This is a genomic window from Polynucleobacter sp. UK-Gri1-W3 (genome assembly GCF_018881595.1).
Lineage (GTDB): Bacteria > Pseudomonadota > Gammaproteobacteria > Burkholderiales > Burkholderiaceae > Polynucleobacter.
Map to the genome: position 1 here is coordinate 53,549 of NZ_JACVQA010000014.1, position 26,151 is coordinate 79,699.

Here is a 26,151-nt window from a genome sequence, read left to right on the forward strand (position 1 = left end):
TTTTTTATTAACTATCAATTTTTACTGCGCATTTCTAAATACAAACTACTAGAACCAATGACTCATCAAGTTCTCTATATTGGGCTGATTTTCGAAAAAATCAAGCCCAATTGACATGATTCTGAAAGCTTAGCCCAAATTAGCGCTTTTTGCCCTTTTTACCCTTATCGTCATCAACGTATGGGTTTTTAGCGGTATTCATCTGAATCCGTAAAGGCGTGCCACGCAATTTAAAGACATCTCTAAAGCGGCCTTCCAAGTATCTCTTGTAGCTATCGGTCACTCCACTCAAGGATGTGCCATGGATGACCACAATTGGGGGATTCATGCCCCCTTGGTGGGCATAGCGTAATTTTGGACGACCCATACCAACCCGTTTTGGCTGTTGATGCTCGATTGCCTCTTGCAAGATACGAGTTAAACGAGGAGTTGGTAACTTCGCCATCGCTGCGGCATAAGCTGCATCGACGTCCTTAAAGAGATCCTTAAGACCTGTACCTTTTTTAGCGGAGATTGGGTGAACGTTTGCAAAATCCAGAAAGCGCAGTTTTTGAGCAATCTCCAAACGAGCGCGCTCTTTAACGTAAGCATCCAGACCATCCCACTTATTCACAGCAACCACTAATGCGCGCCCTGCCTCAACGATAAATCCAGCGATGTGCGCATCTTGCTCAGAAATATCTTGCTGAGCATCTAACATCAAAATCACCACATTACAGTCAGCAATTGCTTGCAATGTTTTAACCACTGAAAACTTCTCAATCGCTTCAAATACTTTGCCGCGGCGACGCAGGCCTGCAGTGTCAACTAAGATATAAGGCTTACCGTTGCGCTCAAAGGGAACTTCAATCGCATCACGCGTAGTGCCCGGCATGTCAAAGGCAATCACACGCTCTTCGCCGATCAACTTGTTGATCAACGTAGATTTACCGACGTTTGGACGACCTACTACCGCAATCTTCATTGGGCGATTAGGATCGTTAGCCAATTCATCTTCATCCGGTTCTGCAATACCTAGAGAATCTAACGCGTCATCAATCAGGCCACGCACACCATCGCCATGCGCAGATGAAATTGGGAAAGGCTCGCCTAAGCCAAGCCCATGAAAGTCTGCAGTGACAACGCCAGCCTGCATACCCTCAGTTTTATTCACTGCCAAAATAACTGGTCGACCAGTCTTACGCAAGAAATCTGCAATCACTCGATCTTGCGGCGCCATACCCAAGCGACCATCAACCAAGAAAATCACAATGTCAGATTCAGCAACAGCCTGCTTGGTTTGTTTTGCCATTTCGGCAACGATTCCGGTCTTTGCTACTGGCTCAAAACCGCCTGTGTCCACGCAAATGAATGCACGCTCGCCGATGCGGCCTTTGCCATAGTGACGATCTCTGGTTAGGCCAGAAAAGTCAGCCACCAAAGCATCACGTGAACGCGTTAAGCGATTAAAGAGGGTCGACTTCCCCACATTGGGACGGCCGACAATAGTGATAACTGGATTCATTTTGGACTGTACGCCGCTATTTTTCCACCTTGAGATTGAACCAAGATGAGGCCACCTACCGCAATGGGGGCAGCCGAGATTGGACTACTGTCGTGACGAATGCGCGCAACCATCTCGCCATTCGCCTGTGAAAATGCATGGATATAACCTTGAGCATCACCCATCAACAAAACTTTTCCAACTGCAAGTGACTCACCTACATCACGGAATATCAGCTGCGTGTTTTCCCAAACTTGAGTACCGTCTTTAGTTGCAAAAGCAGTGACATAGGATTTGTCGTTTGCCGAGAAAACCATATCGGAACTTTGTGAGGTGCCGGTGTAACTTGAATAGTCCTTAAACCACAGAAGGCTGCCTGTACGAGCTTGGCCACAACCAATACGGCCCTGATAAGAAACTGCGCAAAGAATATCCCCTTCCATGCTTGGTTTGGCGGTGACATCATTCAAGCGCTCGATTTCAGAGAAGCCTTTAGGAAAAGATACGGGGGTTTCCCAAATTAATCCGCCATTTGCAATTGCAATCATCCCAAAACGACCGCCAGCAAAACCAGTAACAATCACTTCATTATTAATAGATAACATGCCATAGCCCACACGCAATGACAAAGCAGACTGCTGACGCTGATAAGTCCACTTACGTTTGCCAGTTTGTGCATCTAACCCAATGAAACGATTATCAAGTGCGCGCACGACCACGATGCCACTAGCAACTATAGGTTCGCTTAAGACTTCACTGCCAACACTCACATTCCAAATAGGCTTGCCCACATCGTCATAGGCATAGACCATGCCTTTTGTACTCACTGCAACCGTAGTACGTCCATCAGAGCCAGGGCCAACAGATAAGCGATCAGGCACGGACACTTCCCACGTTTTATTACCTGATGCTAAATCGATCCTAGCCAAGTTCCCGCCGTGGGAAGCTACGTATACAGCATCGCCAGCAACAATGGGATGAAAGTTAAAGGTTTCTGATGAACCAATGCTGTTTGACCAAACAGGTCGAAGATCAAATTGATTGGTAACCGCCGGTAATTCGGCAGGCTTTCTGACCTTCGAGCTACCGGAGCAAGCTACTAAAGCAATTACCACGGAACCCAACACTAAGGCAGTGCCTATGCGCATCGGCAAACGCTTCATCTCTTTAGTCATCACTGAGCAACTCCTCCAACGGCATCCAATTTAACTTTTAAGAGACGACGAGCCTCTTCAGGAAATTCTTTTGCTTGATCTAACTTTTTCCAGGCCTCTTGATAGCTAGCTTTAGCTTGTTCATTTTTCTTCTGCGCTAAATACCAATCGCCACGACGTTCAAGCCACAAAGATTCAAAACCAGCAACAGGCTTCTCATTCAAGATTTGATCGGCCTCTGCAAAATCTTTTTCAGAGCCTAGCTCAATCAATTGAGTCACTAAGCGTAATTTTGCCAAAGCAAGGTAGCCGTCATTTGATGCATTCTTAGCGGCCCAACGCAAATAATCTAAAGCCTTGGCACTATCACCTGCATCTGATGAAATACGCGCAGCAATCAAACTAGACATTGCCGCATAAGGAGTCCGCCCAAAATCTTTTTGCAAATCGTCAGTTGCGCGCAAGGTCTGATCTTTATCGCCTTTCGCAATCGCACCCACCATCGTTTCATAAAGCTTAGAAGCTTCAAGCGACTGGTTAGTACGCCACCACTGGTATCCGCTGTAAGCAGCGTAAGCGAATAAGGCAGCCGTTACTACCCCAGTAATAATATTGCGGTACTTTTGCCAAAACGCTTTGAATTGGTCTAATTGTTCTTGTTCTTCTAGATCTAAAGGCATTTCAATCCAAACTCACTAATGGGTAATTAAAAGGTAATTTATAAGTAATTGGTTAATTCTATTCTGAGGTGCCAACCAGGGCATCAATTACCGCCCCCAAGACATCGTCCAAAGGAACGGATTTCTGCTCCCCCGTGCCGCGTAAGTCCTTCAGTGCTGCCTCATTCTTGGCCAATTCATCAGGGCCAATAATGACTGCAAAGGCTGCCCCACTGCTATCAGCTTTCTTCATTTGGGACTTAAAGCTGGCGGATTGACCGTCTGGAGGGCAGAAAAGAACGGTGTCAATGCCAGCACTTCGGAGTCGCTCGGCGATGATCATGGCGGCAGTTAAAGTCTCGCCACCTTGGTGCAAAACAAAGATATCGCATTGGGCTTGAGCTTCGGGCAAAGATCCAGAGACCTTCATCAACTCGAGGACGCGCTCCATACCCATTGCCCAGCCACAAGCAGGTGCTGCTTTGCCGCCCATGCGCTCAATTAAAGGGTCATAACGTCCACCGCCAGCAATCGTACCTTGAGCCCCTAACTCATCAGTCACCCACTCAAATACCGTAAGGTTGTAATAATCCAAGCCACGGACTAAACGGGGATTGATTTTGCAAGGGATATTATTTGCTTTGATTAAAGCCTGTACTATATTGAAGTGTTTGAGCGACTCTTCTCCCAAAAAATCCAATAACTTTGGTGCACCTTCGATCAATGCCTGCATCTCTGGATTTTTAGAATCCAGAATACGTAATGGGTTGCTAATGAGGCGACGCTGTGAATCTTCGTCGAGTTGTGATTTATTTTTCTCAAAGTAGGTCACTAATGCAGCACGATGTTGGGCACGCTCAGGAGCCTGTCCCAGGGAATTGATCTCCAAGCGAACACCCTTCAAGCCCAGCTCATCCCACAGACGTTGACCCATCAGGATGATTTCTGCATCGATATCGGGACCAGCAAAGCCTAAAGCTTCAACACCAAATTGGTGGAACTGACGGTAACGACCACGCTGTGGACGCTCATGACGGAACATCGGTCCGGTATACCAAAGGCGCTTAGGGCCTTCGTAAATCAAATTATTTTCAATGACGGAACGTACTAACGCAGCAGTACCTTCGGGACGCAATGTGAGCTGTTCACCATTTAAGCGATCCTCAAAAGAATACATTTCTTTTTCAACAATGTCGGTCACTTCGCCAATACCACGCTGAAATACTGCAGTTGCTTCTACGATTGGCGTTCTCAAAAATTCATAACCATAGGCGCGTGTTAAATCGCGTAGGACATGCTCAAGATGTGCCCACTGCGCCGCATCTGCTGGTAGCAAATCATTCATACCGCGAACGCCATTAATCTTCTGCACTTTTTGGGTGTTCTGGATCTTGACTTCGGGTTTTTGGTCTTTACTTTGATCAGTCATTTTTATTATTGTTTTGTTATTGCCTTGCTTAAATCTACTTAAACCTTAGATGCGTAGTTTTGTTTAACGTACTCGTCAACAATTACCTGAAACTCTTCGGCAATTTTCTCACCGCGCAGGGTTTTTACCTTCACTCCATCCACAAATACTGGTGCAGCTGGGGTTTCACCCGTTCCCGGCAATGAAATACCAATATTGGCGTGCTTGCTCTCGCCTGGGCCATTTACGATACACCCCATTACTGCCACATTCATATTCTCAACGCCAGGATGGGTTTTCTTCCAAACCGGCATTTGTTGACGCAAATACGATTGAATATTGGCTGCTAATTCTTGGAATGTTGTGCTGGTAGTTCTGCCGCAACCAGGGCAAGCAATCACCATTGGCGTGAAATTGCGTAAGCCCATGGTTTGCAGTATTTCTTGAGCAACGATCACTTCGTTCTCACGAGGAGCGCCTGGATCAGGTGTTAACGAAACGCGAATCGTGTCGCCAATGCCTTCTTGCAACAAGATGCCCATTGCCGCTGTTGAAGACACGATACCTTTGCTGCCCATGCCTGCTTCCGTTAAACCTAAGTGCAATGGATAGTCAGAGCGACGTGAGAGGTCGCGATACACAGCGACTAAGTCTTGCACATTACTCACTTTGCAAGAAAGTAAAATTTGATCAGGATTCATTCCTAACTCAACTGCTTTTTCTGCCGACTGCAATGCTGACTGAATTAAGGCTTCAATCATCACTTCTTGTGCAGTTTTTGGAACGGCTAAGGCCGCATTGCTATCCATAATGGAAGCCAAGAGTTCTTGATCCAAGCTTCCCCAGTTCACACCAATTCGAATCGGCTTGTCATATTTGCAAGCTGCTTCAATCATTTGCGCAAATTGTGGGTCACGCTTAGCGCCCTTACCCACATTGCCTGGGTTGATACGATACTTAGAGAGCGCTTTAGCGCAGTCTGGAAAATCATTCAATAAGGTATGACCGTTGTAATGGAAATCGCCAATTAAGGGCACCAAGACATCCATCTTATCTAGCTGTTCACGAATATAAGGAACCGCAGCGGCTGCCTCTGGTGTATTGACCGTAATACGCACCATCTCCGAACCCGCGCGGGCTAATTCTTTTACTTGAATCGCGGTACCTAAGGCATCCGCTGTATCAGTATTAGTCATCGACTGCACGCGTACTGGCGCATCACCACCAACAGTAATGATGTTGGTCTTCCAAGCAACGGTCGCTTGGCGAGTTGCTCGCTTAGGGGATGGTCCTAGCGGTAGGGGCGGCAATAAATTATTAGAGCTCATTGAAATAATCGGGATCTAATCTTTAATTAAGTTTTTTGAGCCACTCAATTGGGTACTCATTTGACTGCTCATCGGATTCCGCTTCTTCGATTTCGATTTCGGCACTATGGACATCACGCTCACGTACACGCGTACGATCCACTACGTCGCCTGCCAATTGACCACAAGCTGCGGCAATATCATCGCCCCGAGTCTTGCGCACAGTCGCCACCATACCCGCATCTAACAAGATACCAGCGAAAGCGTTGACACGCTGGGCTGATGAGCGCTTGAGACCGGATTCTGGAAATGGGTTAAATGGAATGAGGTTGATTTTGCACTTAATGTTTCTCAGCAAACGAACCAACTCTTTGGCCTGAATATCAGAATCATTGACGCCATCGAGCATGCAGTATTCAAACGTCAAGAAATCTCTTGGTGCAAACGGCAAGTAACGCTCACAAGCGTCGAGCAATTCACGTAAAGGATATTTTTGGTTGAGTGGTACTAGTTGATCGCGTAATGCATCGTTCGGTGCATGCAATGACACTGCTAGTGCTACTGGGCAATCTTGCGCAAGACGATCAATCATCGGCACTACGCCTGATGTAGAAACTGTCACACGACGGCGTGATAAACCATAGGCTCTGTCATCGAGCATTAAGCGCAATGCAGAAACGACATTATCGTAGTTAAGTAACGGTTCACCCATGCCCATCATCACCACATTGGAGATGACGCGACCTGTGTGCTCCCAGCCTGGAGTTGGAAACTTTTCAATTCTGCGAATAGCCTGAGGATCATTACGCAAAAGATGTTCAGCAAACCAAAGTTGTCCAATGATTTCACCAGAAGTCAGATTGCGGGAGAAGCCTTGATGCCCGGTTGAGCAAAAACGGCAATTGACTGCGCAGCCTGCCTGAGAAGAGATACACAGCGTGCCTCTATCGTCCTCAGGAATAAACACTGACTCGACGGCATTACCAGCACCAACGTCCAGCAACCATTTGCGGGTACCGTCTGCGGCGTGCTCATCTTTGATAACGGGTAGAGAAAGTACTTCTGCCTTATCTAGCAAAGTCGCTCTAAAGCTTTTTGCTAAATCACTCATGTCATTGATGTTGCCTACACCACGTTGGTGTATCCACTGCATGAGTTGCTTCGCCCTAAAGGGCTTTTCATTCAACCCCGCGACATACGCTGCCATTTGGTCAGCGTCAAAATCTAAGAGATTTACGCGCGGGGAGGTCAATGCGCCTACTTATATATTAAATAGGTTATTCGTTAGCAATCGTAGATTAACGATTGAAAACATTCATGCCAGGGAAGAAGAAAGCAACTTCCACAGCAGCTGTTTCAGGAGCATCAGAACCGTGCACCGCGTTTGCATCGATGCTGTCAGCAAAGTCAGCACGGATTGTGCCTTTTTCTGCCTTCTTCGGATCAGTGGCACCCATCAAGTCACGATTCTTAGCAATAGCACCTTCGCCTTGCAATACTTGAATCATTACAGGACCAGAGATCATGAAGCTCACCAAGTCTTTGAAGAAAGGACGATCTTTGTGAACGCCGTAGAACTGCTCAGCTTCATTCTGTGACAAATGCGCCATTCTGGAAGCAATGATCTTCAAACCAGCAGACTCAAAACGGTCATAGATTTTGCCGATAACGTTTTTAGCGACAGCATCAGGTTTGATAATAGAAAGGGTGCGTTCAATTGCCATGCAAGACTCCAATAGTGATTTCAAAGGTATTTGCCGGGGAAGCCCAATAAAGCGCCCCACTCCAGCGACCCCCAAATTATACATTGCTTGACCGTATTTACCCCTATGCCCGTAGGGCTAAGCCCTTGAATTTACAGGGCATAAGCCTTTAATTTGTAGGTCTTTTCAATGGCGGCTTGAAATTAGGGTGTTTTGTCTATACTTAGTGTTAACAGCCCTTCGTGGGCTCTTGTAATAACAATGAAAAAGAAGGAGTCAATATGAGTGATCTGAACTCTTACGGCTTTGGCCAAACCGGCTCAATTAGCACCGCCCAGGTACGCAATCGCGTACTCCGCAATACTTACGCCCTATTGGCGCTATCGATGGTTCCAACCGTTATTGGCGCCTGGCTTGGAGTAGCCATGGGTCTAAGTCTGTTCTCGGGCAGTCCATTTATTGGCTTCATCGTGTTTATGGCTGTTGCCTTTGGTTTCTTCTGGGCAATTGAGAAAAATAAAGATACCGGCGTGGGCGTTCTCCTGCTTCTGGGCTTTACCTTCTTCATGGGCATCATGATGTCCCGTTTGATTGGCTTCACGCTCAATAGTTATAGTAATGGTGCGACATTGATCATGCTGTCATTTGGCGGTACGGCTGCAATCTTCGCCACCATGGCAACGATTGCTACGGTGAGCAAGAGTGATTTCTCCGGTCTTGGAAAATTCTTGATGGTAGGTGTATTGCTCTTGATCCTTGCCTCCCTAGCTAATATCTGGTTGCAGTTACCAGCCTTAATGTTGACAGTGATGGTTCTTGCCATTGCAATCTTCTCCGTCTTTATTCTGGTTGACGTACAACGCGTAATCAATGGTGGCGAAACAAATTACATCATGGCTACTTTGGCTATTTATTTAGATGTCTATAACGTCTTCACCAACTTACTTGCCCTCTTGGGTATTGTTGGTGGTAATAGAGATTAAGAGTGATTAAGACACGCTAAAACTTTAGTGTGTTGTTCTCATCAGGCGCCTGCGGGCGCCTTTTTTATTGCTGCTATTTAGTCTGTTTGTTTAGCTAAATAATTAAGTCGCTACAAACATGCTCACGGCATAGGATAGCGCAACCAAAATCAATAAGATTGCAAAACTATCTGAGGCTTTCATGACGTTCTCCCAGGGGGTAGATTCCTTCATTGGCGGCAATACATCTCCGCACAATTTCAATCTACTCTTCTATAAGACATGATTTTGAGGGCGCCGCACCAGCAACAGGCTAAATGCACTAAATATGGGCAATACTTACGGAAAATAGAATTAAATCTGGAGCTTGAGGGGCTATAGACGATCAAATACGGCCATAGACTCAACGTGGGAGGTGTGGGGAAACATATTAATAATGCCCGCACTACTTAATGTGTAGCCTGCCTGATGGCACAAGATCTCCACATCCCTCGCCAAAGTTTTGGGATTACAGGATACGTAAACAATGCGTTGTGGCAACAATTCACTTTGCGCAATATGCAATTCTGCAAGCGCTTTACAAATCTCTATTGCGCCCTCGCGCGGGGGATCCATTAGCCAGCGCTCTGCTTTACCCCATGATGCAATCGTTTCTGTTGTGACCTCAAATAAATCACTTTGCATGAAGCTGACTTGATCATGCAAATCGTTATGCACTGCATTTTCTTTTGCGCGCGTTGTTAATGTGGCTAAGCCTTCGATACCTAAAACTTGTTTTGCTTTTCTGGCAAGGGGTAATGTGAAATTACCAATTCCGCAAAAGAGATCCAATACTCGATCTGTTTCTTTGACTTCAAGCAATCGAATCGCCCTGCTTACCAATGCACGATTCATCATATGATTTACTTGTGTGAAATCAGCAGGCTTAAAGGGCATCTCAATTTCAAATTCGGGCAAGCGATAGCATAGCTTGCCAGTCTCGGGGTAAAACGGTGCTACTGTTTCTATACCCTTGGGCTGGAGCCAAATCCATACCTGATGATGATCCGCAAAGTCACGCAAGAGCTGCTCATCATCCGCAGTTAAGGGCTTGAGATTGCGAAACACTAAGGCGGTGACGGGCTTGGACTTTACGGGATCATCTGATTGAGCATCTTCTGGTTCACCAACCGCAATCTCAATCTGCGGCATGCGATCAACAATCGACAATCCCATGACCAATTTACGCATCTCTGGCAATAAATTAGACACATGCTTTGGCAAAATCTCGCACGCCAGCATGTCGGCTACATAACCGCTCTTACCTTCGTGAAAACCGATGAGTACCGTTCCTTTTTTAATGGATCGATTGACGGCACTTAAACGTGCACGGTGACGATATTCCCAAGTAGGTCCACCCATCGGGCGCAGAATTTCTTCTGGCTTTACTTTGGCAATATGATGCAAGTCATCTTCGAGTACGCGCTGCTTCATAGCAACCTGCGCACGAATATCGAGATGTTGCATCGTACAGCCACCACACACCCCAAAGGCTTTGCACTTGGGCTCTGCCCTGAACACGGCAGGCTTCAAAATCTCGCGTACTTTGGCTTTGCTAAAGCGGGATTTATTGCTCGTAATGGTGTAAGTCACCAACTCAGTTGGTAGTGCCCCTTTAATAAAGATCACCTTACCGCTTTGACCTTGGGTGACCTCCTCCTCATTGGGAGCTAGACGTGCAATTCCTTGCGCATCCAAATCTAAGGCTTCGACTTTAATTGGCTCAGTCACCTCAATATTGACTGGCTTATCCCCTCTACGCATCCGCTGCAAAACCCTGAAGGTACTCTTGCCATTGACCACCATTGGGTTCTTTGGATTCTGTTTCTAGATAGGCTTTTACAAAATCAATTTCCTCTTGATATTCTTCAAGGGAGAATCCACCGCGTAGTAACTGAAAGCGGCAATACATCAAATATGTATTAACTACATCAGTTTCGCAGTAGCGGCGGATGTCATTAATCTTGCCGTCTTGATAAGCTGGCCATACCTGACTGCCATCCATACCCATCTTGCCAGGGAAACCGCAGAGCTTGGCCAAGCCATCCAATGGTGCATTAGCGCGGCCGTTAAATTTAGCCAGCAGATCCATCATGTCGAGATGGCGCATGTGATAACGACTGATGTAGTTATTCCACTTAAATTCTCGACTATCAGAATCTTGGCTCTCACCCATCTCCCAGTAACGCGGTGCTTGAACATGATTCGCTAAAGCGCGATAGTGCAGCACCGGCAAATCGAAGCCACTGCCATTCCAAGAAACTAATTGAGGGGTATATTTTTCAATCAGGTCAAAAAAAGTTTGTATTAATACTTTCTCATCATCTTGAGGGGTGCCTAGGGTGCCGACTTTAATTTGTGGCAAACCTTCTTTAGTGGTTCTTCGAATCACACAAGAGATGGCAACAATCTTTTGTAGAAATAGAGGGAGAAATTCACTACCAGTCTTCTCTGCGCGCTCAGCCATCACTTTGCTAGCGACTTCGGCATCACTCATAGAGTCTGGAAAATCCTCCAGACGTCGCAAACCCGCTACATCGGGAATGGTTTCAATATCAAATACCAGAACAGTGGCCATAGCCCCTCACCCTATTCCCACTAGACTACTGCAAATACGGTGTTGGATTTACCGGTTTACCGTTGACGCGAAGTTCAAAATGCAGTTTGGCAACATTGGCATCTGTATCGCCCATCTCAGCAATACGCTGACCCTTGCGAACAGTGTCGCCCTCTTTTACTAAGAGTTTGCTGTTATGAGCGTAAGCAGTGAGGTAGGTATTGTCATGTTTCACGATGACGAGATTGCCATAACCTCTCAAACTATTGCCGGCATATACCACTTTGCCATCTGATGCCGCAAGAACTGGCTCGCCCACTTTGCCAGTAATATCAATGCCTTTATTAGTCTCACTAAATTCACCAGTGACCTTGCCTTTTGCTGGCCAAGATAAACGGATACCGGGCTCAGCTACGACTTCAGACTTGCTTGGCTCTGGAGTGCTGGTTGGCGTGTCTGCTTTATCAGAGGCAGGAGGAGTTTTTTTCTCAACCGCTTTAACAGGCTTAGCGCCTGCTGGAGGTTTAACCAAAATCAAATCACCCACTTCAATAACATTCGGGTTAAAGCTCGCATTGGCTGCGCTATTCCATTGCGACACATCGCGAGGTGCCTGACCATGATCTAAGGCAATGCGTGCCAGGGTGTCACCTTTTTTCACGCGGTAGTAACCCGGGGGAGCCGGTTCAAATGATGTCGCAGATGCACTAGTACGATCAGTAACGTTAGCAGGCTTAGTGCGTGGCGTAGAGCACCCCACCATCAGCATGAAGCATGCAGAGATGGATGCAGGGAGGAAAAGCTTCGATAAGGTACGTGGCATCAAATTGGGTTCTGAATTGGTGAATTCATCATAAATCTCATACTACCCCTGATTGTAAGGGTACAAAAAAGACCTCGTCCAGCACAGTCCTTTGATAGCGCTGGGAACTCATTCTTTCAACCATGACGAGTTGTTGCTCTTTTTCATTTTTAGCGACCGGGGCAACCAAACGGCCACCAATCGACAATTGGTCTAGTAAGGCATCCGGAATTCCCAATCCTGCTGCGGCCAAAATAATGCCATCAAATGGTGCGGCTTGGGGCAAGCCTAAAATACCGTCGCCATAAATCAGGCGTAGATTATTAATCCGAAATGGGCGCAACTTTGCTCTAGCCATATCGTGCAAAGGACGGATACGCTCGATGGAGTACACCTCTTGCGCCAACAAACTCAGAACTGCTGCCTGGTAACCACAGCCTGTGCCGATCTCCAATACTTTTCCTAGTGGATGTCTTGGCTTATGTAGCAACTCAATCATGCGCGCCACTACTGATGGCTTTGAAATCGTTTGCTCATGACCTATGGGGAGCGCAGTATCTTCGTAGGCTTGCGCATGCAAACCAGCGTCCATAAAAGCGTGGCGCGGAACTGTGGCGATGGCCTCTAAAGTTTTACCGTGTTTGACACCACCAGCATGTACTTTTGCTGCTAAAGCTTGCCGATAGGCAGCAAAACGTTCGGTGGGAGCCTTCAACCGCGATCCCAACCATTAGAGCGCATTGCTGCTAAACGAGCATGGTGCGTTAAATCCAACTGCATTGGGGTAATCGAAATACATCCTTCAGCGATCGCATGAAAGTCCGTACCCTCTGAACCCTCTTTGACATCGCCCGCAGCGCCGATCCAGTAGATCTTCTCACCACGCGGACTATCCTGCACCACTACCGGCTGTGAATGATGGCGATTGCCCAAGTGGGTAACGCGCCAGCGATAGAGATCTGCATAAGGACGATTAGGGATATTGACGTTCAGCAGCGTTGCCGTGCCTTCGCTACGAGCTAAAGCTGATACCAACATTTGCGCCACTACATCATGGGCTGCTTTAGCTGCATCTTCAATGCGATTCCAGCCACGATCAATTTGCGAGAAAGCAATGCCGGGTACACCAAACATCACACCTTCAATCGCAGCGGCTACCGTGCCAGAGTAAAGCGTATCTTCACCCATATTCTCACCTTGATTGATGCCAGAGATCACTAGGTCAGGTTTCTCATCCAAAAATCCTGTCATGGCAACGTGCACACAATCGGTTGGTGTGCCATTGACAAAGAAAAAGCCATCCCGCTCGCCACCAGCAACGCGATGAATCGACAATGGTCTAGATAATGTGAGTGAATTCGAGGCACCGCTATGGTTCTGCTCAGGAGCAATCACGGTAATACGACCCAAGGGACGTACCGCCTCTACTAAAGCTAGCAAGCCAGGAGCTAAATAGCCATCGTCATTAGAGACCAGGATGTGGGGTTGCTTAGACATGATTAAACGAGTCCTGGTTTGTGTTTTCCACGCGCTCTCATTGCTGCGTAGATCACTGGCAATACTAGTAAAGTCAAAATAGTTGTGGTGATCATTCCGCCTACAATCACAAGGGCCAATGGACGCTGCGCTTCCGAACCAATTGCATGTGACAGCGCTGCCGGCAAGAGACCAAGGCCAGCTAGCATCGCGGTCATCAGAACAGGGCGCACTCTCAAGGCAGCCCCATCAACCATCGCATCTTTCATAGCGCCATGCTCTTGCGCAACAGTTTTATTGATATAAGAAATCAAAATCACGCCATCCTGAATCGCAATACCAAATAACGATAAGAATCCAAACAAGGCAGAAATGCTTAAAGTCTCACCGCCAAGATGCAATGCGATAATGCCGCCGATAGCCGCAAAAGGTACGTTAATCAGAACAATGATGGCATCACGGAAGTTGCCTAGAGCAGTCACTAGCAGCAAGAAAATTGCCACCAGTGTTAATGGAATAATGACCATCAGCTTTTGCTGCGCAGCCTTCATTTGATTGAATTGGCCATCCCATGCAATAGAGTAATTGGCGGGTAATGCCACATTCTTCTCCACTAAATATTTAGCATCCTCTACGGCACTCCCAAGATCACGATCACGCACACTAAAAATCACAGCAATATAGCGTTTCCCAGCTTCGCGGTAAATAAAGAATGGGCCATCAGTTAATTCAACATTGGCAACCATGCCCAAAGGTACCCTGGCACCTGAAGGGGTATCAATCAGTAAATTAGCAATATCGGGTAAATCGTTTCGGCTTGACTCATTTAAACGCACCGCAATACCAAAGGTTTTTTCATCCTCCAAGAAATTGCTAACTGGTGCCCCACCAATGGCATTCGCGACTACAGTCTGAACATCTCCGACATTTACACCATATCGCGCCGCTCGCTCACGATCGATTTGAATATTCAAGGTTGGCTGACCAAGCTCCCTCAAAATACTTTCGTCCTCAATACCGCGTACTTTTTTAAGCTGATCAATAACTTCATGAGCTTTGGTATTCAGTATATTTAGATCAGTACCAAAAATCTTGACCGAGTTCTCACCCTTGACACCCGACAAAGCCTCATTCACGTTGTCTTGAATATATTGAGAGAAGCTAAAGGAAACTCCAGGAATACGATTGAGCTCACCCTGTAAACGTTTCAAGAGGTCGGCTTTTGTAGTGCCCTTAGGCATCGCTTCTGGGGATTTCAGATACAAACCATACTCTTGATTAAATACCCCGGTAGAGTCAGTACCATCATCAGGGCGCCCAATTTGGGCGGCAACATGGTCTATCTCAGGCTGCCTTGTAAAGGTTTCTCGCAGCTGATTGGCTATGCTAATGGAATAGTCCAAATCTACTGTATTGGGCAAGACAACCCGCAACCAAATATTGTTTTCCTCAAGAGTGGGCAAGAATGCCGTACCCAAACGGGTAGCGCTTATTAAAGTAATCCCCAACACCAAAATAGATATTGTAATTACATGCCGAGGATGATCCATGAGACGTCTAAGCAATGGCTTATAGCGACTGAGCATCCAAGTGATAAATTTTGGTGGCTCATGGTGGAAGTTTTCACCAAACGAATATGAAATCGCCGCCGGCAAGAATGTCAGACTCAAAATAATCGAGGCAATTAACGCAAAGCCCATGGTGAAGGCCATGGGCTTAAAAATAATTCCCTCAACTCCACCCATTAAAAATAAGGGGGAATAAGCAACAATAATGATGCTGGTGGAATACACCATGGCCCTTTGTACTTCGGCAGTGGCCAAAATAATGCTTTGGTTTAAGCGTTTTCCGCCATCTTCTAGATGGCGCATAACGTTTTCAGTGATGATCACTGCGGCATCTACAATCACGCCAAAGTCAATGGCCCCTAAAGAAATTAGATTAGCTGGTACGTTAAACACGTACATCATGATGAAAGAGAAACACAGTGCCAGCGGAATGACAACTGCAACTACTGCAGCGGCCCTAAAATTTCCTAAGAAGATATACAGCAATATCAAGACCATAGATATGCCAAAGAACATCGTATGCTTTACTGTGCCGACAGTAATATCTAATAGCACCTGACGATCATAGAATGGCTTGACTTCAATGCCAGGAGGCAATACATGGGCATTGATTGTGGTAATTTTTTCACGCACTCGCGCCAAGACTTCGGAGGCATTCTCGCCGCGACGCAAATAGACGATTCCTTCTACTGAGTCAGGATTTTCGTCAAACTGGAACAAGCCCAAACGTGGTGCATTGCCAATTTCTACCGTTGCTACATCACCAATACGAACGGGCACGCCATTATTAACAGCAATCACTACGCGCCTAATATCATCTAAATTCTTTAGCAAGCCGACACCGCGTACAACAAACTGCTGTTCACCACTTGGCAAAACACCGCCGCCAGTATTGTCATTAGCCTTTGTTAAGGCATCAATTAGCTGCGCCACAGTAATATTTTTAGATTGCAGGCTCTCTGGGCGAACAATCACGTTGTACTGCCGTACCTTCCCCCCAAAGGAAGAAACGTCTGCGATTCCGGGTGTTTGTTTGAGCTCTTTATAGATCTCATAGTTCTGCAAAGTCTTTAGTCGGGTTGGAGACGCATAGTCAGACTTAACTTGGTAACGCAAGATCTCGCCAGTAGCATCCGAATCAGGACTCACACTTGAACTCACGCCCGGGGGGAAAGTCACATTTCCCAAGTTGGAAATAAAGATTTGGCGTACTTTAAAAGGATCTGCGTTGTCATTAAATTTGAGCGTGACAACAGAAAGACCAAAGAGAGATACCGAGCGGAATGCCTTAACTCCGGGAATGCCAGCGAGTGCATTTTCTACTGGAATAGTCACCTGCTGCTCTACTTCGGTTGTACTTCTTCCAGGCCATTGGGAGATCGCTTGGATGGTGAGCGGCGCTACACCAGGGTAAGGCTGAATAGGCAATTGCTTGAGACTATATCCGCCCATGCACAATAAAACAAAAGAAGCGAAGAGGATGAGAACACGTTTATCTAAAACGCTCCTTAGAAAGTTCGTTGCGAAACTCAATTACTCCTCCTGCTTCGCAAAACGATCATTTAACAAGACCGCGCCATCCGTTAATACTTGCATACCAGGCTCAACACCTTCGGTCACCGCAAATTGTTTGCCATCAAGATCGAAACCTTTGACCACAAAACGTCTAAAAGTATCCGGAGCCGTTCTGATAATGACATAACGCATCTCGCGAACCCGCACAATAGCAGTCTGTGGCAAAACGACAGCCTGCGATGAGCCAACCTGTAGCTTGCCTGAAGCAAACATATCCGGACGCAATAAACCATCGGAATTATCAACATCACAACGAATCACTAAAGCCCTGGTATCCGGATCAATAGTGGGCGCAATAAAATTAGTTTTAGCAGTGAATACTTTGTCTGGATAGGCTTCAGTACGCAAAATAATGGTTTGACCTTTTTGAATCTTGGCAATATCTTGCTCGTATACGTTACCCAAGAACCATAAGGCCTTCGGATCCGCCAAGGTGGCCAAAACATCGCCAATGTTGGCAAAAGCACCAGGCTCTACTGCACGCTTCACTACCACGCCATCAATTGGTGATCGCACTACTAAGTTGGTTTGCGTTTTACCAGTCTTTTCTAGGAAATGAATGTCGCCATCACCGGCACCTAAATTACGAATGCGGTTGGCAGCAGCCTCTTGTGTAATACGAGAATCCGACAATAAATCACCGATCGCTTTATTATTCTCTAGAATCTTCGTAGTCTTAGAGGACAGTAGATATTCTTGCTGAGCAGAAATAAAATCTGGGCTATACATCTCCAAAACAGGAGAGCCCACTTTTACTTGCGCACCATCAAAGGCGTCAATCCGCTCAACCCGTCCAGCAGCTCGAGCCGAGAGCACTTTCGATTTTTCAGCATTAAACGTCAAACGACCAGGCATAGCTAACTCAACTGGAACATCCGATTTAATGGCCTCGGTAAATACATAAACATCTGGATTTAAATTGAGACCTGGGAGCTTTAACTCCATCGCACCAGACGACTCTACCTTTAATGACTTATCATTTTTTTCAAGCTTGACTGGACGGTTCACATTAACAAATAGCCCTATCACAATGCCCAGCATCAAAATTGAAATACAAATGATCACTAAACGCAGTCGAGCGCGCGTCTCCGGTGGTAGCGCCCAATAGGAGCGATGGATATTATTTGTATTCGCATCAATGCGCGCTACAAATTGATCTTTTAGCTTATGCGCTTCTGCAAGAGCTCGCTGGTAAATGGCAATCAGTTTATGCTTCAAAACAACTCCTTAAAAAGGTTCTTTACCGGCCGTAGCCAATAAAACAGCTTGCGCTTGCAATAAATTACTCTCCGCAAGAGCCAGCTGAATTTCCAAGCCGCGTAATTGCGTTTGTGCTGTTAACAAATCATTGAACCCTTGGCCATTATTGGAATACTGAGTTAATCCGACCTTGTATGCGGCATCAGCCTGAGGTACTTGCCTATCCCTGAGAAAGTTTGCCGCAGTTCTGGCTTGCTCATAAGAAGCGTAAGCTGAGTTCACAGCCAACACGATCTGTTGACGATTAGAAATATCGCTTGCCTCAGCAGAAGCTTGATTGCGGATCGCTTGTTCTACCCCGTACTTTTCTTTGGTGAAAAAATACAAAGGAATAATGAGGTCTAACTCCAACTGGTAAAACAAGGCACCATTATTGGCTGAAAATGGTCCGCGTGGGGTATAGGAAGAACCAATCACCTGGAAATCTGGCAAGTAGGCCTTCTTCGCCAAGGTCACCCCTTTGCGAGCGGCCTCCAATTGGAGGGCAGATCCTTTTAGACTTGGGTGACTAGATTCGGCGTAATCCTCTAACTCTATCAAGGTTGGCATTGCATTCATCGAACGGCGGACATCGCCTTTGAGAACAAGCTTTTCACGTGAGTGGCGCCCCACTAAAGTATTAATGTTGTTTAACGCTACTTGTAGCTGGCGCTCTAAATTAAATTGATCTGCTTCTGCAGAACTTTGAGCAACTTGAGCATTTAAATACTCAACATAAGCAGCAGCATTATTCGCATAGCGAGCCTTCGCAACATTCTTAATCATCTCCAAACGAATCACCGACTCTTTTAGCACTTGCAACTGCTTTTGTGCAGCAAGCGCGCTGTAATACAGCGTAGATAACTGTGCACCTAACTGCAAATAGGCTGCCTCAGATTGAGCTAGCAATGCCTCTGCATTGGTATCGGCAATATCAGCAGCTAAACTCTTTTTACCTGGAAACTGAAATGGCTGAGCAATCGAAATTGAGTTATTACTACTAATTCCACCGGGGTATTGCTGAGATGGTGCATTAGCACCACCTAATGCAAATGGGGAGTTAGCCGGCATACCGGACCACACTAGACCAACCTGTGGATTAGCTGGTGCTGCAATTTGAGGCACAGTCGCTTTCGCCGATAAATACGATTCACGCAATGCGCCAAGCTGGGGATTATTGAGTTTGAGCTCACTCCAAAGTTGGCGTAAATCCATTTCTGATGAGCCAGTTGATGCGTTGTTGACATAAATCTTTGGGGTATTTTGTTTGGTAACTGGTGCAAATAGTTCCGTAGCCTTTGAGGACTTATCCTTAGCACTCAGCTGAGCACTAATTGAGGGAGGCGCAGTTAAAGATGTATCACCTGTTTGCACGCTGACACTTGCCGGCGTGATGTCATTGGTAGCGGACTGCGCAAACACAGAGCAAGCAAAAGTCGCAACTACCAAGGAAGTGATGCAGTGAGCAGCATTGAATGCGCTAATTTTACGTGTAAGGATTAACAAATGCGGCAGCCTCTAAATCAATAAAAATGCTGTTTTTATAGCTCCAGATGCAGATTTCGACCAAATTTAAACGCGATTCTGGAGGTTTTAAGGATTATAGGGGATAAAGGATAAAAGTCGAATTATTAAAATTCTCTATGTTATTGATTCTAAAGATAATAATTATGGATCGAGTCTAAAAATTCTTAGAACTCGGCATGAATCCTAAAAGACACAACATTTACAGGACCGCGAGCAGCATTGTAGGCTGGGTTCATGATGTGCTGATAGTTGAGACCCAAGAGGACATTTTGAATCACCAAAGCGTTGTAGTACACCTCACTAATTTGTTCAGGCTTATAACTAATAGACTGACTTGGACCTGCGTAAGGATAAGGGGTGTCACCAATGAAATTGGAAATTCCTCCTGCTTGTAAATAGGCTCTTCGATTAGATGAAATGCCATTGAGCATCGCAGATAGGCCTATCGTATCTTTGGCCCTACCCCAGCGCTCACCATTAATCCCCATACCAACAGATAAAGAGCTGTCGGCCTCTGCAAAAGCCATAGTTTCTGTATGGCCATCGGATGTGAATGCCCGCATGTATATACCCATGTCCTTGGTCAAGGCTTGTTCAGCATTTAAACCAATACCGGTTTTGACTTGAGCGCTATTGCGAACATTGACAATAGCTTGAGTGCCCTGAGCATTATTCACCAACAAATAATTAGTAGCGTCAGTAAATCGTGCCATAACCATGCGATTACGGTAACCTAGGACACTGACCTTACCCGGTAAGCTGCCAATACTATGCTGACGCTCTACCTCAATCTGATCACCGTAAGAATTAAAAATTTGCCAGTTCAGATCGCGCCCGTTTGGGTCTTTTGGGGCTAGCATGCGTGAGGCTCTAAAGACCCAATTATCACGATACCACTCACCCGCCAAGCCCCAGCTATAGCCGCGCGCATCGGCTGCGTAGTCATAAGCTAGGTAAGTCATATTGCCCCAGTTCATAAATTGCACGCGGGGATCTTTAGCGTACCTACTGTCATCAAAAATATCTAATGTAGAAAACTGTCCTGCAGTAATCACAAATCGATTGCTGCTGACTGTTTGACTAATCTGGTTGGCATCATTTTCTAACTCGACCTTACCGCCCTCTTGGTTAATCGTTTGACGCAAGAATGCGCGAGCAGAATAAAAGTGGGCTTGTGCACCTTGTGCGCGAGTTGCCTCGCCATTGGTAGGACCACCTAAACCTGTCAATCCAGAAAAAGGCACCCCAGAAACTACTTCAGGATTGAAATAAATATCAGTATCAGAGGCGACACGTGCACCAAAAAATAGCGTCCCCGACCAGGTATAACTCATCGACTTATCGGGTAGCAAACTGTTTTGCCCCTGATAAGGGGAATTGAATGCGTTGTAGCGCTGATTAATATAGGTAGTTTGACCGTGTACGTTTACAGGCAACCCTAGGATCTCACCTTCTGTTGGCAATCCCTGAATTGCTTCTGCAAAACTCGCAATTTGGTCGGCGCCTGACCCTGCCCGCTGTGCGTACACAGAAGCAGTGACAAAACTTAACAAGAGAATGAGCAAAAGCTTGCGGGTCATTCACGATTTCTGATGAGGTTGCTAAACCTAGTGGTTATGGCAACAGATTGAAGGAAAAATCTGTGCTCTCACGGCCTGGGATTGAAGCCCAAGGGTGGTGCAGCCCAAATTATCCCCAAAAAGAGGCAATTTACCTAGTCTTTATGTCCCAGAGATGACAGATCGAGGATCAATCACTGATAGATTGGGCTCGAATTAGTCTTTGGGTGTGCCCTGAAAACAACTCACCACCCGGAACGAAGAAGAATTAGCGGCGATCCATTAAGGCGCGAGCCAAAGTGCCAGCATCCACATACTCAAGCTCGCCACCCACTGGAATGCCCCTTGCGATTCGAGTGACCTTGATGCCTTTAGCTTTGAGTACTTCACCGATGTAATGAGCAGTGGCCTCACCTTCACTAGTGAAATTAGTTGCAAGGACCACTTCACGAATCGATACACCGGTATCGGGAGTCTCAATGCGATTGAGCAATCGATCAAAGCCAATTTCGTTTGGACCCATGCCATCGAGCGGTGAGAGACGACCCATCAACACAAAGTAATTACCTTTAAAGCTGAGGGTCTGCTCCACCATGACTTGGTCTGCAGGAGTTTCTACTATGCAAAGCAATGAAGGGTCACGACGACCATCAGAGCATGTGCCGCAAATTTGAGTTTCTGAAAACGTATTGCAACGCGCGCAGTGGCCTACTGTTTCAACTGCTTCGCCCAATGATTGCGCGAGTACAGCTGCACCATTGCGATCATGCTGCAGTAAATAGAACGCCATGCGTTGAGCAGACTTTGGGCCTACTCCAGGCAGAACGCGTAATGCCTCGATCAAACGACCGAGTGCATCTTGAGGGGCTTCTATGCGCGCCATTAAATATTCAGGTTCGTATTTAGAAAGATTAAATTAGAACGGCAACTTAAAGCCTGGGGGCATAGGCATGCCAGCAGTTGCGCCAGACATCATCTGTGCGCTCGCAGCCTCTACTTGCTTAAATGCTTCTGTGTAGGCGGTCACGATGAGGTCTTCCAACATCTCACGATCATCCATGGCACCTGGATCAATCTGCACACGCTTGAGTTCGTATTTACCAGAGATGGTCACCTTTACTAAGCCACCGGCAGCTTGGCCAGTCACTTCCAACGCAGCCAATTCGGCTTGCGCAGTTTTCATCTTCTCTTGCATCTGCTGAGCCTGTTTCATGAGGCCAGCAAGTCCACCTTTCATCATCGCTTTATTTCCTTAGTGGTATTACTTATGATTTATGAATATTGATATTGAATTAAAGAGGTCGCATTACAGCGGCTTAACAGAACCGCCAACTACCTTGGCACCAAACTCTTTTTCTAATTGCTGAATAAATGGATCAGCAGCAATCATCTGTTCCGCATTCATTCTTTTCTCTTGATGAATCTGGGCATCAACCTTGGCAACAGTCTTGCCTTCTACTTCACCCTTTTCAATCACGATCTTCACTGGCTTACCAAAGTGAGCAGTAAGTGCATCGACTAGGCGACCAACAGATGCATCAGAAGCTAACTGCGGCATTGGCGTCACAATCGTTGCACGTACTCCAGACGCTGAATCATTCCAATCCTCTAATTCTGTCTGAAACGCTAACTGCTGCACCATCCCTTTAACGGGCAACTGACGCATCAAAGCATGCCAATCTGGACGCTCAGCTGAGCTAGCTAAAGCAGCAACAGGTGCTGTAGTAGCGGATGATGGGGTTGGATCTGGAGCAGCAGCTTTTGCTGCTGGTGTAGGAGCAGCTGTTCTAGCTGCCGGCATTGAAGGTGCTGGACGAGCAGTATTTACAGGTGGGGCTGATGGCGCTGATGGTGCCGAAGAAGAATTGCCTCCTCCACCATTGCCCGGACGAAACGCCAACATACGCAACAGTGTCATGGCAAAGCCTGTTTGCTCATCAGGGGCTAGTGATAAATCTGGACGACTTGTAATCGTGATTTGATAGAAGAGTTGCGCCTCTTCTTTTGCAAGTTGACCAGCTAAGCGACGAATCTCACCTGCTTCTGGCCAATCTTCTAATACAGACTCTGGAACAACTTGCGCTGCTGCAATCTTTTGCAACAAGCTGGATAGATCTTGTAATGCTAATGAGAAAGACATGCTGCGCTCTCCCATCTCGTTTGCAACCGCCAGAAGACTTGCACCATCTTTAGCAATGAGGCAATCCAGAATACGAATAAGATAAGCGTCATCTAGAGTGCCGAGCATGCCACGTACAGATTCTTCACTTACTTTGCCAGCTGCGTAGGCAATGGCTTGATCGGTTAGCGATAAAGCATCGCGCATTGAACCTTGAGCTGCCTTGGCAAGAACACGCAAGGCATTAACTTCGCACTCCACCTTCTCGGCAGCGAGTACTTTTTCTAGATGCTCAACAATGAGTGGCACTGGCATTTGCTTGAGGTTGAACTGCAAGCAACGCGACAGAATGGTTACGGGAATTTTCTGTGGGTCGGTTGTTGCCAGAATAAATTTGACGTGCTCTGGAGGCTCTTCCAAAGTTTTGAGCATGGCATTAAAAGCATGATTGGTGAGCATGTGCACCTCGTCAATCATGTAGACCTTGTAGCGTGCATTACTTGGTGCGTAAGCTGCTTTTTCTAGAAGAGAAGCAATATCGTCAACACCACGATTACTCGCAGCATCCATCTCTATATAGTCAACAAAACGACCTGCATCGATTTCCATACATGCAGGGCATTTTCCGCAAGGCTCTGAAGTCATCTTGCCGGAACCATCGGAACCTGTGCAATTGAGAGCTTTAGCCATAATTCGGGCAATTGTGGTCTTACCCACTCCACGAGTACCCGTAAAAAGCCATGCATGGTGCAGGCGACCCTGATCCAAGGCATGCGTTAAAGCCTTGACCACATGGTCTTGGCCGACTAATTCAGAGAAGGTTTTGGGGCGCCACGAACGGGCTAATGCCAATGCTGTCATGTCTTACATTCTAACAAGCTAAAATGGAATTGGATGGGCCTCCCCGCATGGTGGGTTGGATAACCTGGTCAGGTCGGGAACGAAGCAGCCAAACCCAATTTCTGCCAGTGCCGGGGGTTTGGCTCATCCACCCTTCACTTCATTTATTCAGATACGTCACCCTCACAACTGTTGCTTGCTGGGCAACGTTTGCAGCCTGATTTGCAACATCATTCCCGTGGCGCTTTTGTCTCTTATTTACTGATATTCCAAATTAGTATTTTGGGGCGCCCGCCGTAGGTCAATTTGCTGCACTTCCTACATAAAAATCAGTCGTTACTGATAAACAAAGCTCTCCTCTGTTCATAAGCTAGAAAACCTCTTCCCAACTCGATTTACCGGCCTTTTCTTCCATCGCATTACATCCTACAGTTGTAATAAGTTCACATATATGAGAACATTATCTTGAGTATTTGGACTATCTACTACTTCAATGAGCGCACTAAGGCTGAGATTTTTTCTTGGCCTGCAGGAGTTTTGGCGGATTACAGGCGCCTACTAGATTTGATGTAGCAATACGGTGCTGATCTAAGACTGCCCCACTCTAGGGCAATGGGTGATGGCTTATTTGAAATACGCTGCAGGGGTAGCGAAGGTATTGGGCGAGTTTTCTACGGAATGATGATTGGTAAACGCATCATTGTTTTGTATAGCTTTATTAAGAAAACGCAAGAGACTCCAGATAAGGAAATAAAGAAGGCGCGCAAGCGACTAAAAGAGGTAAATGAAAATGATTAAGAAAAAAGATAAATATGCACCTGTCCCCCACTCTCGCCAAGACGATGAAAAGTTATTTGCTAACCCGCAGTTCAAAAAGGCTTGGGATGCTCTAGAAGAAGAATATGCAGCCCTTTCTGAATTATTTCAGGCTCGCAAAGAGGCTGGACTTACGCAAGAACAGGTTGCACAAATTATGGGAACAACAAAGAGCGCTATCTCGCGCCTCGAATCATCCATTCGGAGTGATAGCCATTCACCATCGTTTTCGACCTTACGAAAGTACGCTCATGCCTGCGGAAAGAAGCTGCTGATCAAGATGGTCTAAAGCAGGATCGGATTTATTAAGCTCTAGAAGATTTTCAGAATCTTGAATAATCCCCAAATGATCACTAGAACCAGGACGGTTCGCGCGTCTAGCTGAATCTTAAACAACTGAAGCTGTTTGTGACAACACTCAATAGAAACTCGCAAAGCTGATCTCCTCTTGATGGAAGGGTTCAGCGTAGAGACTTTAGAGAGCAATAGGTAGGGATTAGAGATGGATTGAATGTAGGGAAGCATACCTCCAGTCAAATCTTTTATGAGTACTTTTTTATTTAAAGTCAATTGTGATTATTAATTCAAGGCACAATAGGATTATTAAATAATTAATACCCATAAACACCTTATGTCCCAAGCCATTATTTTTGACGTAGAAGCAACCGATAAGAACGATGCCGTCATTATTGAAGCAGCTTCACTCGATGTCACCTCACTGAAGCCATTTGAAGTGGGTAATCCTTGGGTGCAACGTTACAACCCCGGCAAGCCTATTAGCTTGGGTGCTCTTGCTACACATCACATCATGGATGAAGAGCTGGTCAATTGCCCTGAAAGCAGCTCATTTCGATTGCCAGCAGGCACTAAATACCTCATTGGGCACAATATTGATTTTGACTGGGTTGCAATTGGTAAACCTGAAGTAAAGCGTATCTGCACCCTTGCTCTTGCACGTAGCCTATGGCCTGAGCTTGATAGTCACACTCAAAGCGCCCTGCTCTACTTCTTTGAACGCGATACCGCTAGAGATCAACTGCGTAATGCGCATAGCGCATTAGCTGACGTATGGATTTGCTCTAAGATTGTTGGGCAAATTATTGATAAGCTGCACCCAGCCTCCTTGGATGCGCTATGGGAAATGTCTGAAAAGGCTAGGATTCCAACGATCATGCCTTTTGGCAAACATAAGGGCGAACCCATTAGCCAAGTACCCACTGACTATAAGCAATGGATGCTTCGTCAAGATAATGTCTCGGAGTTTTTGCGCAAAGCTCTAGAGGCTAAATAGTTTTATCCATGTTTTGACGCTCTATAAAAGAGCAAGGGAATAAGGAATCCGTGATTTCCTTATTCCC

Annotated in this window: 22 protein-coding genes, 1 other RNA gene and 2 pseudogenes; 5 read left to right on the plus strand and 20 right to left on the minus strand. The window is 46.2% G+C overall.

Going from position 1 to position 26,151, the window contains the following annotated elements:
• Positions 1-139 precede the first annotated feature (139 nt).
• From der to ndk, 7 genes are read right to left on the minus strand one after another with little or no spacing between them, the layout of a single operon-like run.
• Positions 140-1,504 carry a ribosome biogenesis GTPase Der gene (der, locus tag ICN36_RS11485; protein ID WP_216228490.1) on the minus strand — a complete coding sequence of 455 codons (1,365 nt, stop codon included), beginning with the start codon at positions 1,502-1,504 and terminating at the stop codon, positions 140-142.
• Positions 1,501-2,658 carry an outer membrane protein assembly factor BamB gene (gene bamB, locus ICN36_RS11490; RefSeq protein WP_216228491.1) on the minus strand — a complete coding sequence of 386 codons (1,158 nt, stop codon included), beginning with the start codon at positions 2,656-2,658 and terminating at the stop codon, positions 1,501-1,503. Before bamB ends, der begins: the two co-directional genes overlap by 4 nt.
• A complete protein-coding gene (locus tag ICN36_RS11495; protein WP_216228492.1) occupies positions 2,658-3,317 on the minus strand; it encodes a tetratricopeptide repeat protein in 660 nt (219 codons plus the stop codon). Before ICN36_RS11495 ends, bamB begins: the two co-directional genes overlap by 1 nt.
• A gap of 58 nt (positions 3,318-3,375) precedes the next feature.
• Positions 3,376-4,725, minus strand: a complete 1,350-nt coding sequence (gene hisS, locus ICN36_RS11500; RefSeq protein ID WP_216228493.1) for a histidine--tRNA ligase — start codon at positions 4,723-4,725, stop codon at positions 3,376-3,378.
• A gap of 38 nt (positions 4,726-4,763) precedes the next feature.
• Positions 4,764-6,032: a flavodoxin-dependent (E)-4-hydroxy-3-methylbut-2-enyl-diphosphate synthase gene (ispG, locus tag ICN36_RS11505; RefSeq protein ID WP_216228494.1), complete on the minus strand. Its 1,269-nt coding sequence runs from the start codon at positions 6,030-6,032 to the stop codon at positions 4,764-4,766.
• 22 nt (positions 6,033-6,054) lie between these two features.
• Positions 6,055-7,263 carry a 23S rRNA (adenine(2503)-C(2))-methyltransferase RlmN gene (rlmN, locus tag ICN36_RS11510; protein ID WP_216228495.1) on the minus strand — a complete coding sequence of 403 codons (1,209 nt, stop codon included), beginning with the start codon at positions 7,261-7,263 and terminating at the stop codon, positions 6,055-6,057.
• Between the two features lie 46 nt (positions 7,264-7,309).
• On the minus strand, positions 7,310-7,735 hold the full coding sequence (ndk, locus tag ICN36_RS11515) for a nucleoside-diphosphate kinase (protein ID WP_071465494.1): 426 nt from the start codon (positions 7,733-7,735) through the stop codon (positions 7,310-7,312).
• A gap of 260 nt (positions 7,736-7,995) precedes the next feature.
• Here ndk and ICN36_RS11520 point away from each other — a divergent pair, with 260 nt between their 5' ends.
• Entirely contained in the window at positions 7,996-8,697 is a 702-nt protein-coding gene (locus ICN36_RS11520; RefSeq protein WP_216228496.1) for a Bax inhibitor-1 family protein, read from the plus strand.
• Positions 8,698-8,799: 102 nt separating this feature from the next.
• Here the strand turns inward: ICN36_RS11520 and ICN36_RS11525 are convergent, their stop codons facing one another.
• The 13 genes and pseudogenes from ICN36_RS11525 to dnaX form a co-directional block, all read right to left on the minus strand.
• A complete protein-coding gene (locus tag ICN36_RS11525; RefSeq protein ID WP_216228497.1) occupies positions 8,800-8,940 on the minus strand; it encodes a hypothetical protein in 141 nt (46 codons plus the stop codon).
• 111 nt (positions 8,941-9,051) lie between these two features.
• Positions 9,052-10,479 carry a 23S rRNA (uracil(1939)-C(5))-methyltransferase RlmD gene (rlmD, locus tag ICN36_RS11530; protein WP_216228498.1) on the minus strand — a complete coding sequence of 476 codons (1,428 nt, stop codon included), beginning with the start codon at positions 10,477-10,479 and terminating at the stop codon, positions 9,052-9,054.
• A complete protein-coding gene (locus ICN36_RS11535) occupies positions 10,472-11,293 on the minus strand; it encodes a 3'-5' exonuclease (protein WP_216228499.1) in 822 nt (273 codons plus the stop codon). Before ICN36_RS11535 ends, rlmD begins: the two co-directional genes overlap by 8 nt.
• Positions 11,294-11,318: 25 nt before the next feature.
• The gene (locus tag ICN36_RS11540) at positions 11,319-12,095 is read right to left on the minus strand and encodes a peptidoglycan DD-metalloendopeptidase family protein (protein WP_216228500.1); all 777 of its coding nucleotides are present in this window, start codon (positions 12,093-12,095) and stop codon (positions 11,319-11,321) included.
• 37 nt (positions 12,096-12,132) lie between these two features.
• A pseudogene (locus ICN36_RS11545) lies at positions 12,133-12,756 on the minus strand (protein-L-isoaspartate(D-aspartate) O-methyltransferase); the annotation flags it as partial.
• Between the two features lie 29 nt (positions 12,757-12,785).
• Entirely contained in the window at positions 12,786-13,571 is a 786-nt protein-coding gene (surE, locus tag ICN36_RS11550; protein WP_216228502.1) for a 5'/3'-nucleotidase SurE, read from the minus strand.
• Positions 13,572-13,573: 2 nt separating this feature from the next.
• Entirely contained in the window at positions 13,574-16,651 is a 3,078-nt protein-coding gene (locus ICN36_RS11555) for an efflux RND transporter permease subunit (protein ID WP_216228503.1), read from the minus strand.
• Entirely contained in the window at positions 16,652-17,911 is a 1,260-nt protein-coding gene (locus ICN36_RS11560; RefSeq protein ID WP_216157030.1) for an efflux RND transporter periplasmic adaptor subunit, read from the minus strand. It lies immediately after the preceding gene.
• Between the two features lie 9 nt (positions 17,912-17,920).
• Positions 17,921-19,438, minus strand: coding sequence for a TolC family protein (locus ICN36_RS11565; protein WP_072582159.1), 1,518 nt, complete (start codon positions 19,436-19,438; stop codon positions 17,921-17,923).
• Between the two features lie 185 nt (positions 19,439-19,623).
• A complete protein-coding gene (locus tag ICN36_RS11570; protein ID WP_216228504.1) occupies positions 19,624-21,039 on the minus strand; it encodes a carbohydrate porin in 1,416 nt (471 codons plus the stop codon).
• Positions 21,040-21,286: 247 nt separating this feature from the next.
• A complete protein-coding gene (recR, locus tag ICN36_RS11575) occupies positions 21,287-21,901 on the minus strand; it encodes a recombination mediator RecR (RefSeq protein ID WP_216228505.1) in 615 nt (204 codons plus the stop codon).
• A 33-nt stretch (positions 21,902-21,934) separates the two neighbouring features.
• Entirely contained in the window at positions 21,935-22,258 is a 324-nt protein-coding gene (locus ICN36_RS11580; protein WP_072582156.1) for a YbaB/EbfC family nucleoid-associated protein, read from the minus strand.
• A gap of 66 nt (positions 22,259-22,324) precedes the next feature.
• Positions 22,325-23,998, minus strand: a complete 1,674-nt coding sequence (gene dnaX, locus ICN36_RS11585) for a DNA polymerase III subunit gamma/tau (protein WP_216228506.1) — start codon at positions 23,996-23,998, stop codon at positions 22,325-22,327.
• 32 nt (positions 23,999-24,030) lie between these two features.
• On the opposite strand from dnaX, the gene ffs reads away from it, so the two are divergent.
• The 4 genes and pseudogenes from ffs to ICN36_RS11605 all read left to right on the plus strand — a co-directional run bounded on the left by ffs (position 24,031) and on the right by ICN36_RS11605 (position 26,084).
• Positions 24,031-24,129: signal recognition particle sRNA small type (gene ffs, locus ICN36_RS11590), an RNA gene on the plus strand.
• A 436-nt stretch (positions 24,130-24,565) separates the two neighbouring features.
• Positions 24,566-24,775: pseudogene (locus ICN36_RS12090) on the plus strand (type II toxin-antitoxin system RelE/ParE family toxin); the annotation flags it as partial.
• On the plus strand, positions 24,768-25,082 hold the full coding sequence (locus ICN36_RS11600) for a helix-turn-helix domain-containing protein (RefSeq protein WP_370623509.1): 315 nt from the start codon (positions 24,768-24,770) through the stop codon (positions 25,080-25,082). The pseudogene ICN36_RS12090 and the gene ICN36_RS11600, both read left to right, overlap by 8 nt.
• Positions 25,083-25,424: 342 nt before the next feature.
• Entirely contained in the window at positions 25,425-26,084 is a 660-nt protein-coding gene (locus tag ICN36_RS11605; protein WP_216228508.1) for a putative quorum-sensing-regulated virulence factor, read from the plus strand.
• The last annotated feature ends 67 nt before the right edge of the window (positions 26,085-26,151 follow it).

What these genes read in the sequence shown, in the direction of transcription:
- der (WP_216228490.1), bottom strand. Translation starts at nt 1,504, where the DNA reads ATGAATCCAGTTATCACTATTGTCGGCCGTCCCAATGTGGGGAAGTCG.
- bamB (WP_216228491.1), bottom strand. Translation starts at nt 2,658, where the DNA reads ATGACTAAAGAGATGAAGCGTTTGCCGATGCGCATAGGCACTGCCTTA.
- ICN36_RS11495 (WP_216228492.1), bottom strand. Translation starts at nt 3,317, where the DNA reads ATGCCTTTAGATCTAGAAGAACAAGAACAATTAGACCAATTCAAAGCG.
- hisS (WP_216228493.1), bottom strand. Translation starts at nt 4,725, where the DNA reads ATGACTGATCAAAGTAAAGACCAAAAACCCGAAGTCAAGATCCAGAAC.
- ispG (WP_216228494.1), bottom strand. Translation starts at nt 6,032, where the DNA reads ATGAGCTCTAATAATTTATTGCCGCCCCTACCGCTAGGACCATCCCCT.
- ndk (WP_071465494.1), bottom strand. Translation starts at nt 7,735, where the DNA reads ATGGCAATTGAACGCACCCTTTCTATTATCAAACCTGATGCTGTCGCT.
- ICN36_RS11520 (WP_216228496.1), top strand. Translation starts at nt 7,996, where the DNA reads ATGAGTGATCTGAACTCTTACGGCTTTGGCCAAACCGGCTCAATTAGC.
- rlmD (WP_216228498.1), bottom strand. Translation starts at nt 10,479, where the DNA reads ATGCGTAGAGGGGATAAGCCAGTCAATATTGAGGTGACTGAGCCAATT.
- ICN36_RS11535 (WP_216228499.1), bottom strand. Translation starts at nt 11,293, where the DNA reads ATGGCCACTGTTCTGGTATTTGATATTGAAACCATTCCCGATGTAGCG.
- ICN36_RS11540 (WP_216228500.1), bottom strand. Translation starts at nt 12,095, where the DNA reads ATGCCACGTACCTTATCGAAGCTTTTCCTCCCTGCATCCATCTCTGCA.
- surE (WP_216228502.1), bottom strand. Translation starts at nt 13,571, where the DNA reads ATGTCTAAGCAACCCCACATCCTGGTCTCTAATGACGATGGCTATTTA.
- ICN36_RS11570 (WP_216228504.1), bottom strand. Translation starts at nt 21,039, where the DNA reads ATGACCCGCAAGCTTTTGCTCATTCTCTTGTTAAGTTTTGTCACTGCT.
- recR (WP_216228505.1), bottom strand. Translation starts at nt 21,901, where the DNA reads ATGGCGCGCATAGAAGCCCCTCAAGATGCACTCGGTCGTTTGATCGAG.
- ICN36_RS11580 (WP_072582156.1), bottom strand. Translation starts at nt 22,258, where the DNA reads ATGATGAAAGGTGGACTTGCTGGCCTCATGAAACAGGCTCAGCAGATG.
- dnaX (WP_216228506.1), bottom strand. Translation starts at nt 23,998, where the DNA reads ATGACAGCATTGGCATTAGCCCGTTCGTGGCGCCCCAAAACCTTCTCT.
- ICN36_RS11600 (WP_370623509.1), top strand. Translation starts at nt 24,768, where the DNA reads ATGATTAAGAAAAAAGATAAATATGCACCTGTCCCCCACTCTCGCCAA.
- ICN36_RS11605 (WP_216228508.1), top strand. Translation starts at nt 25,425, where the DNA reads ATGTCCCAAGCCATTATTTTTGACGTAGAAGCAACCGATAAGAACGAT.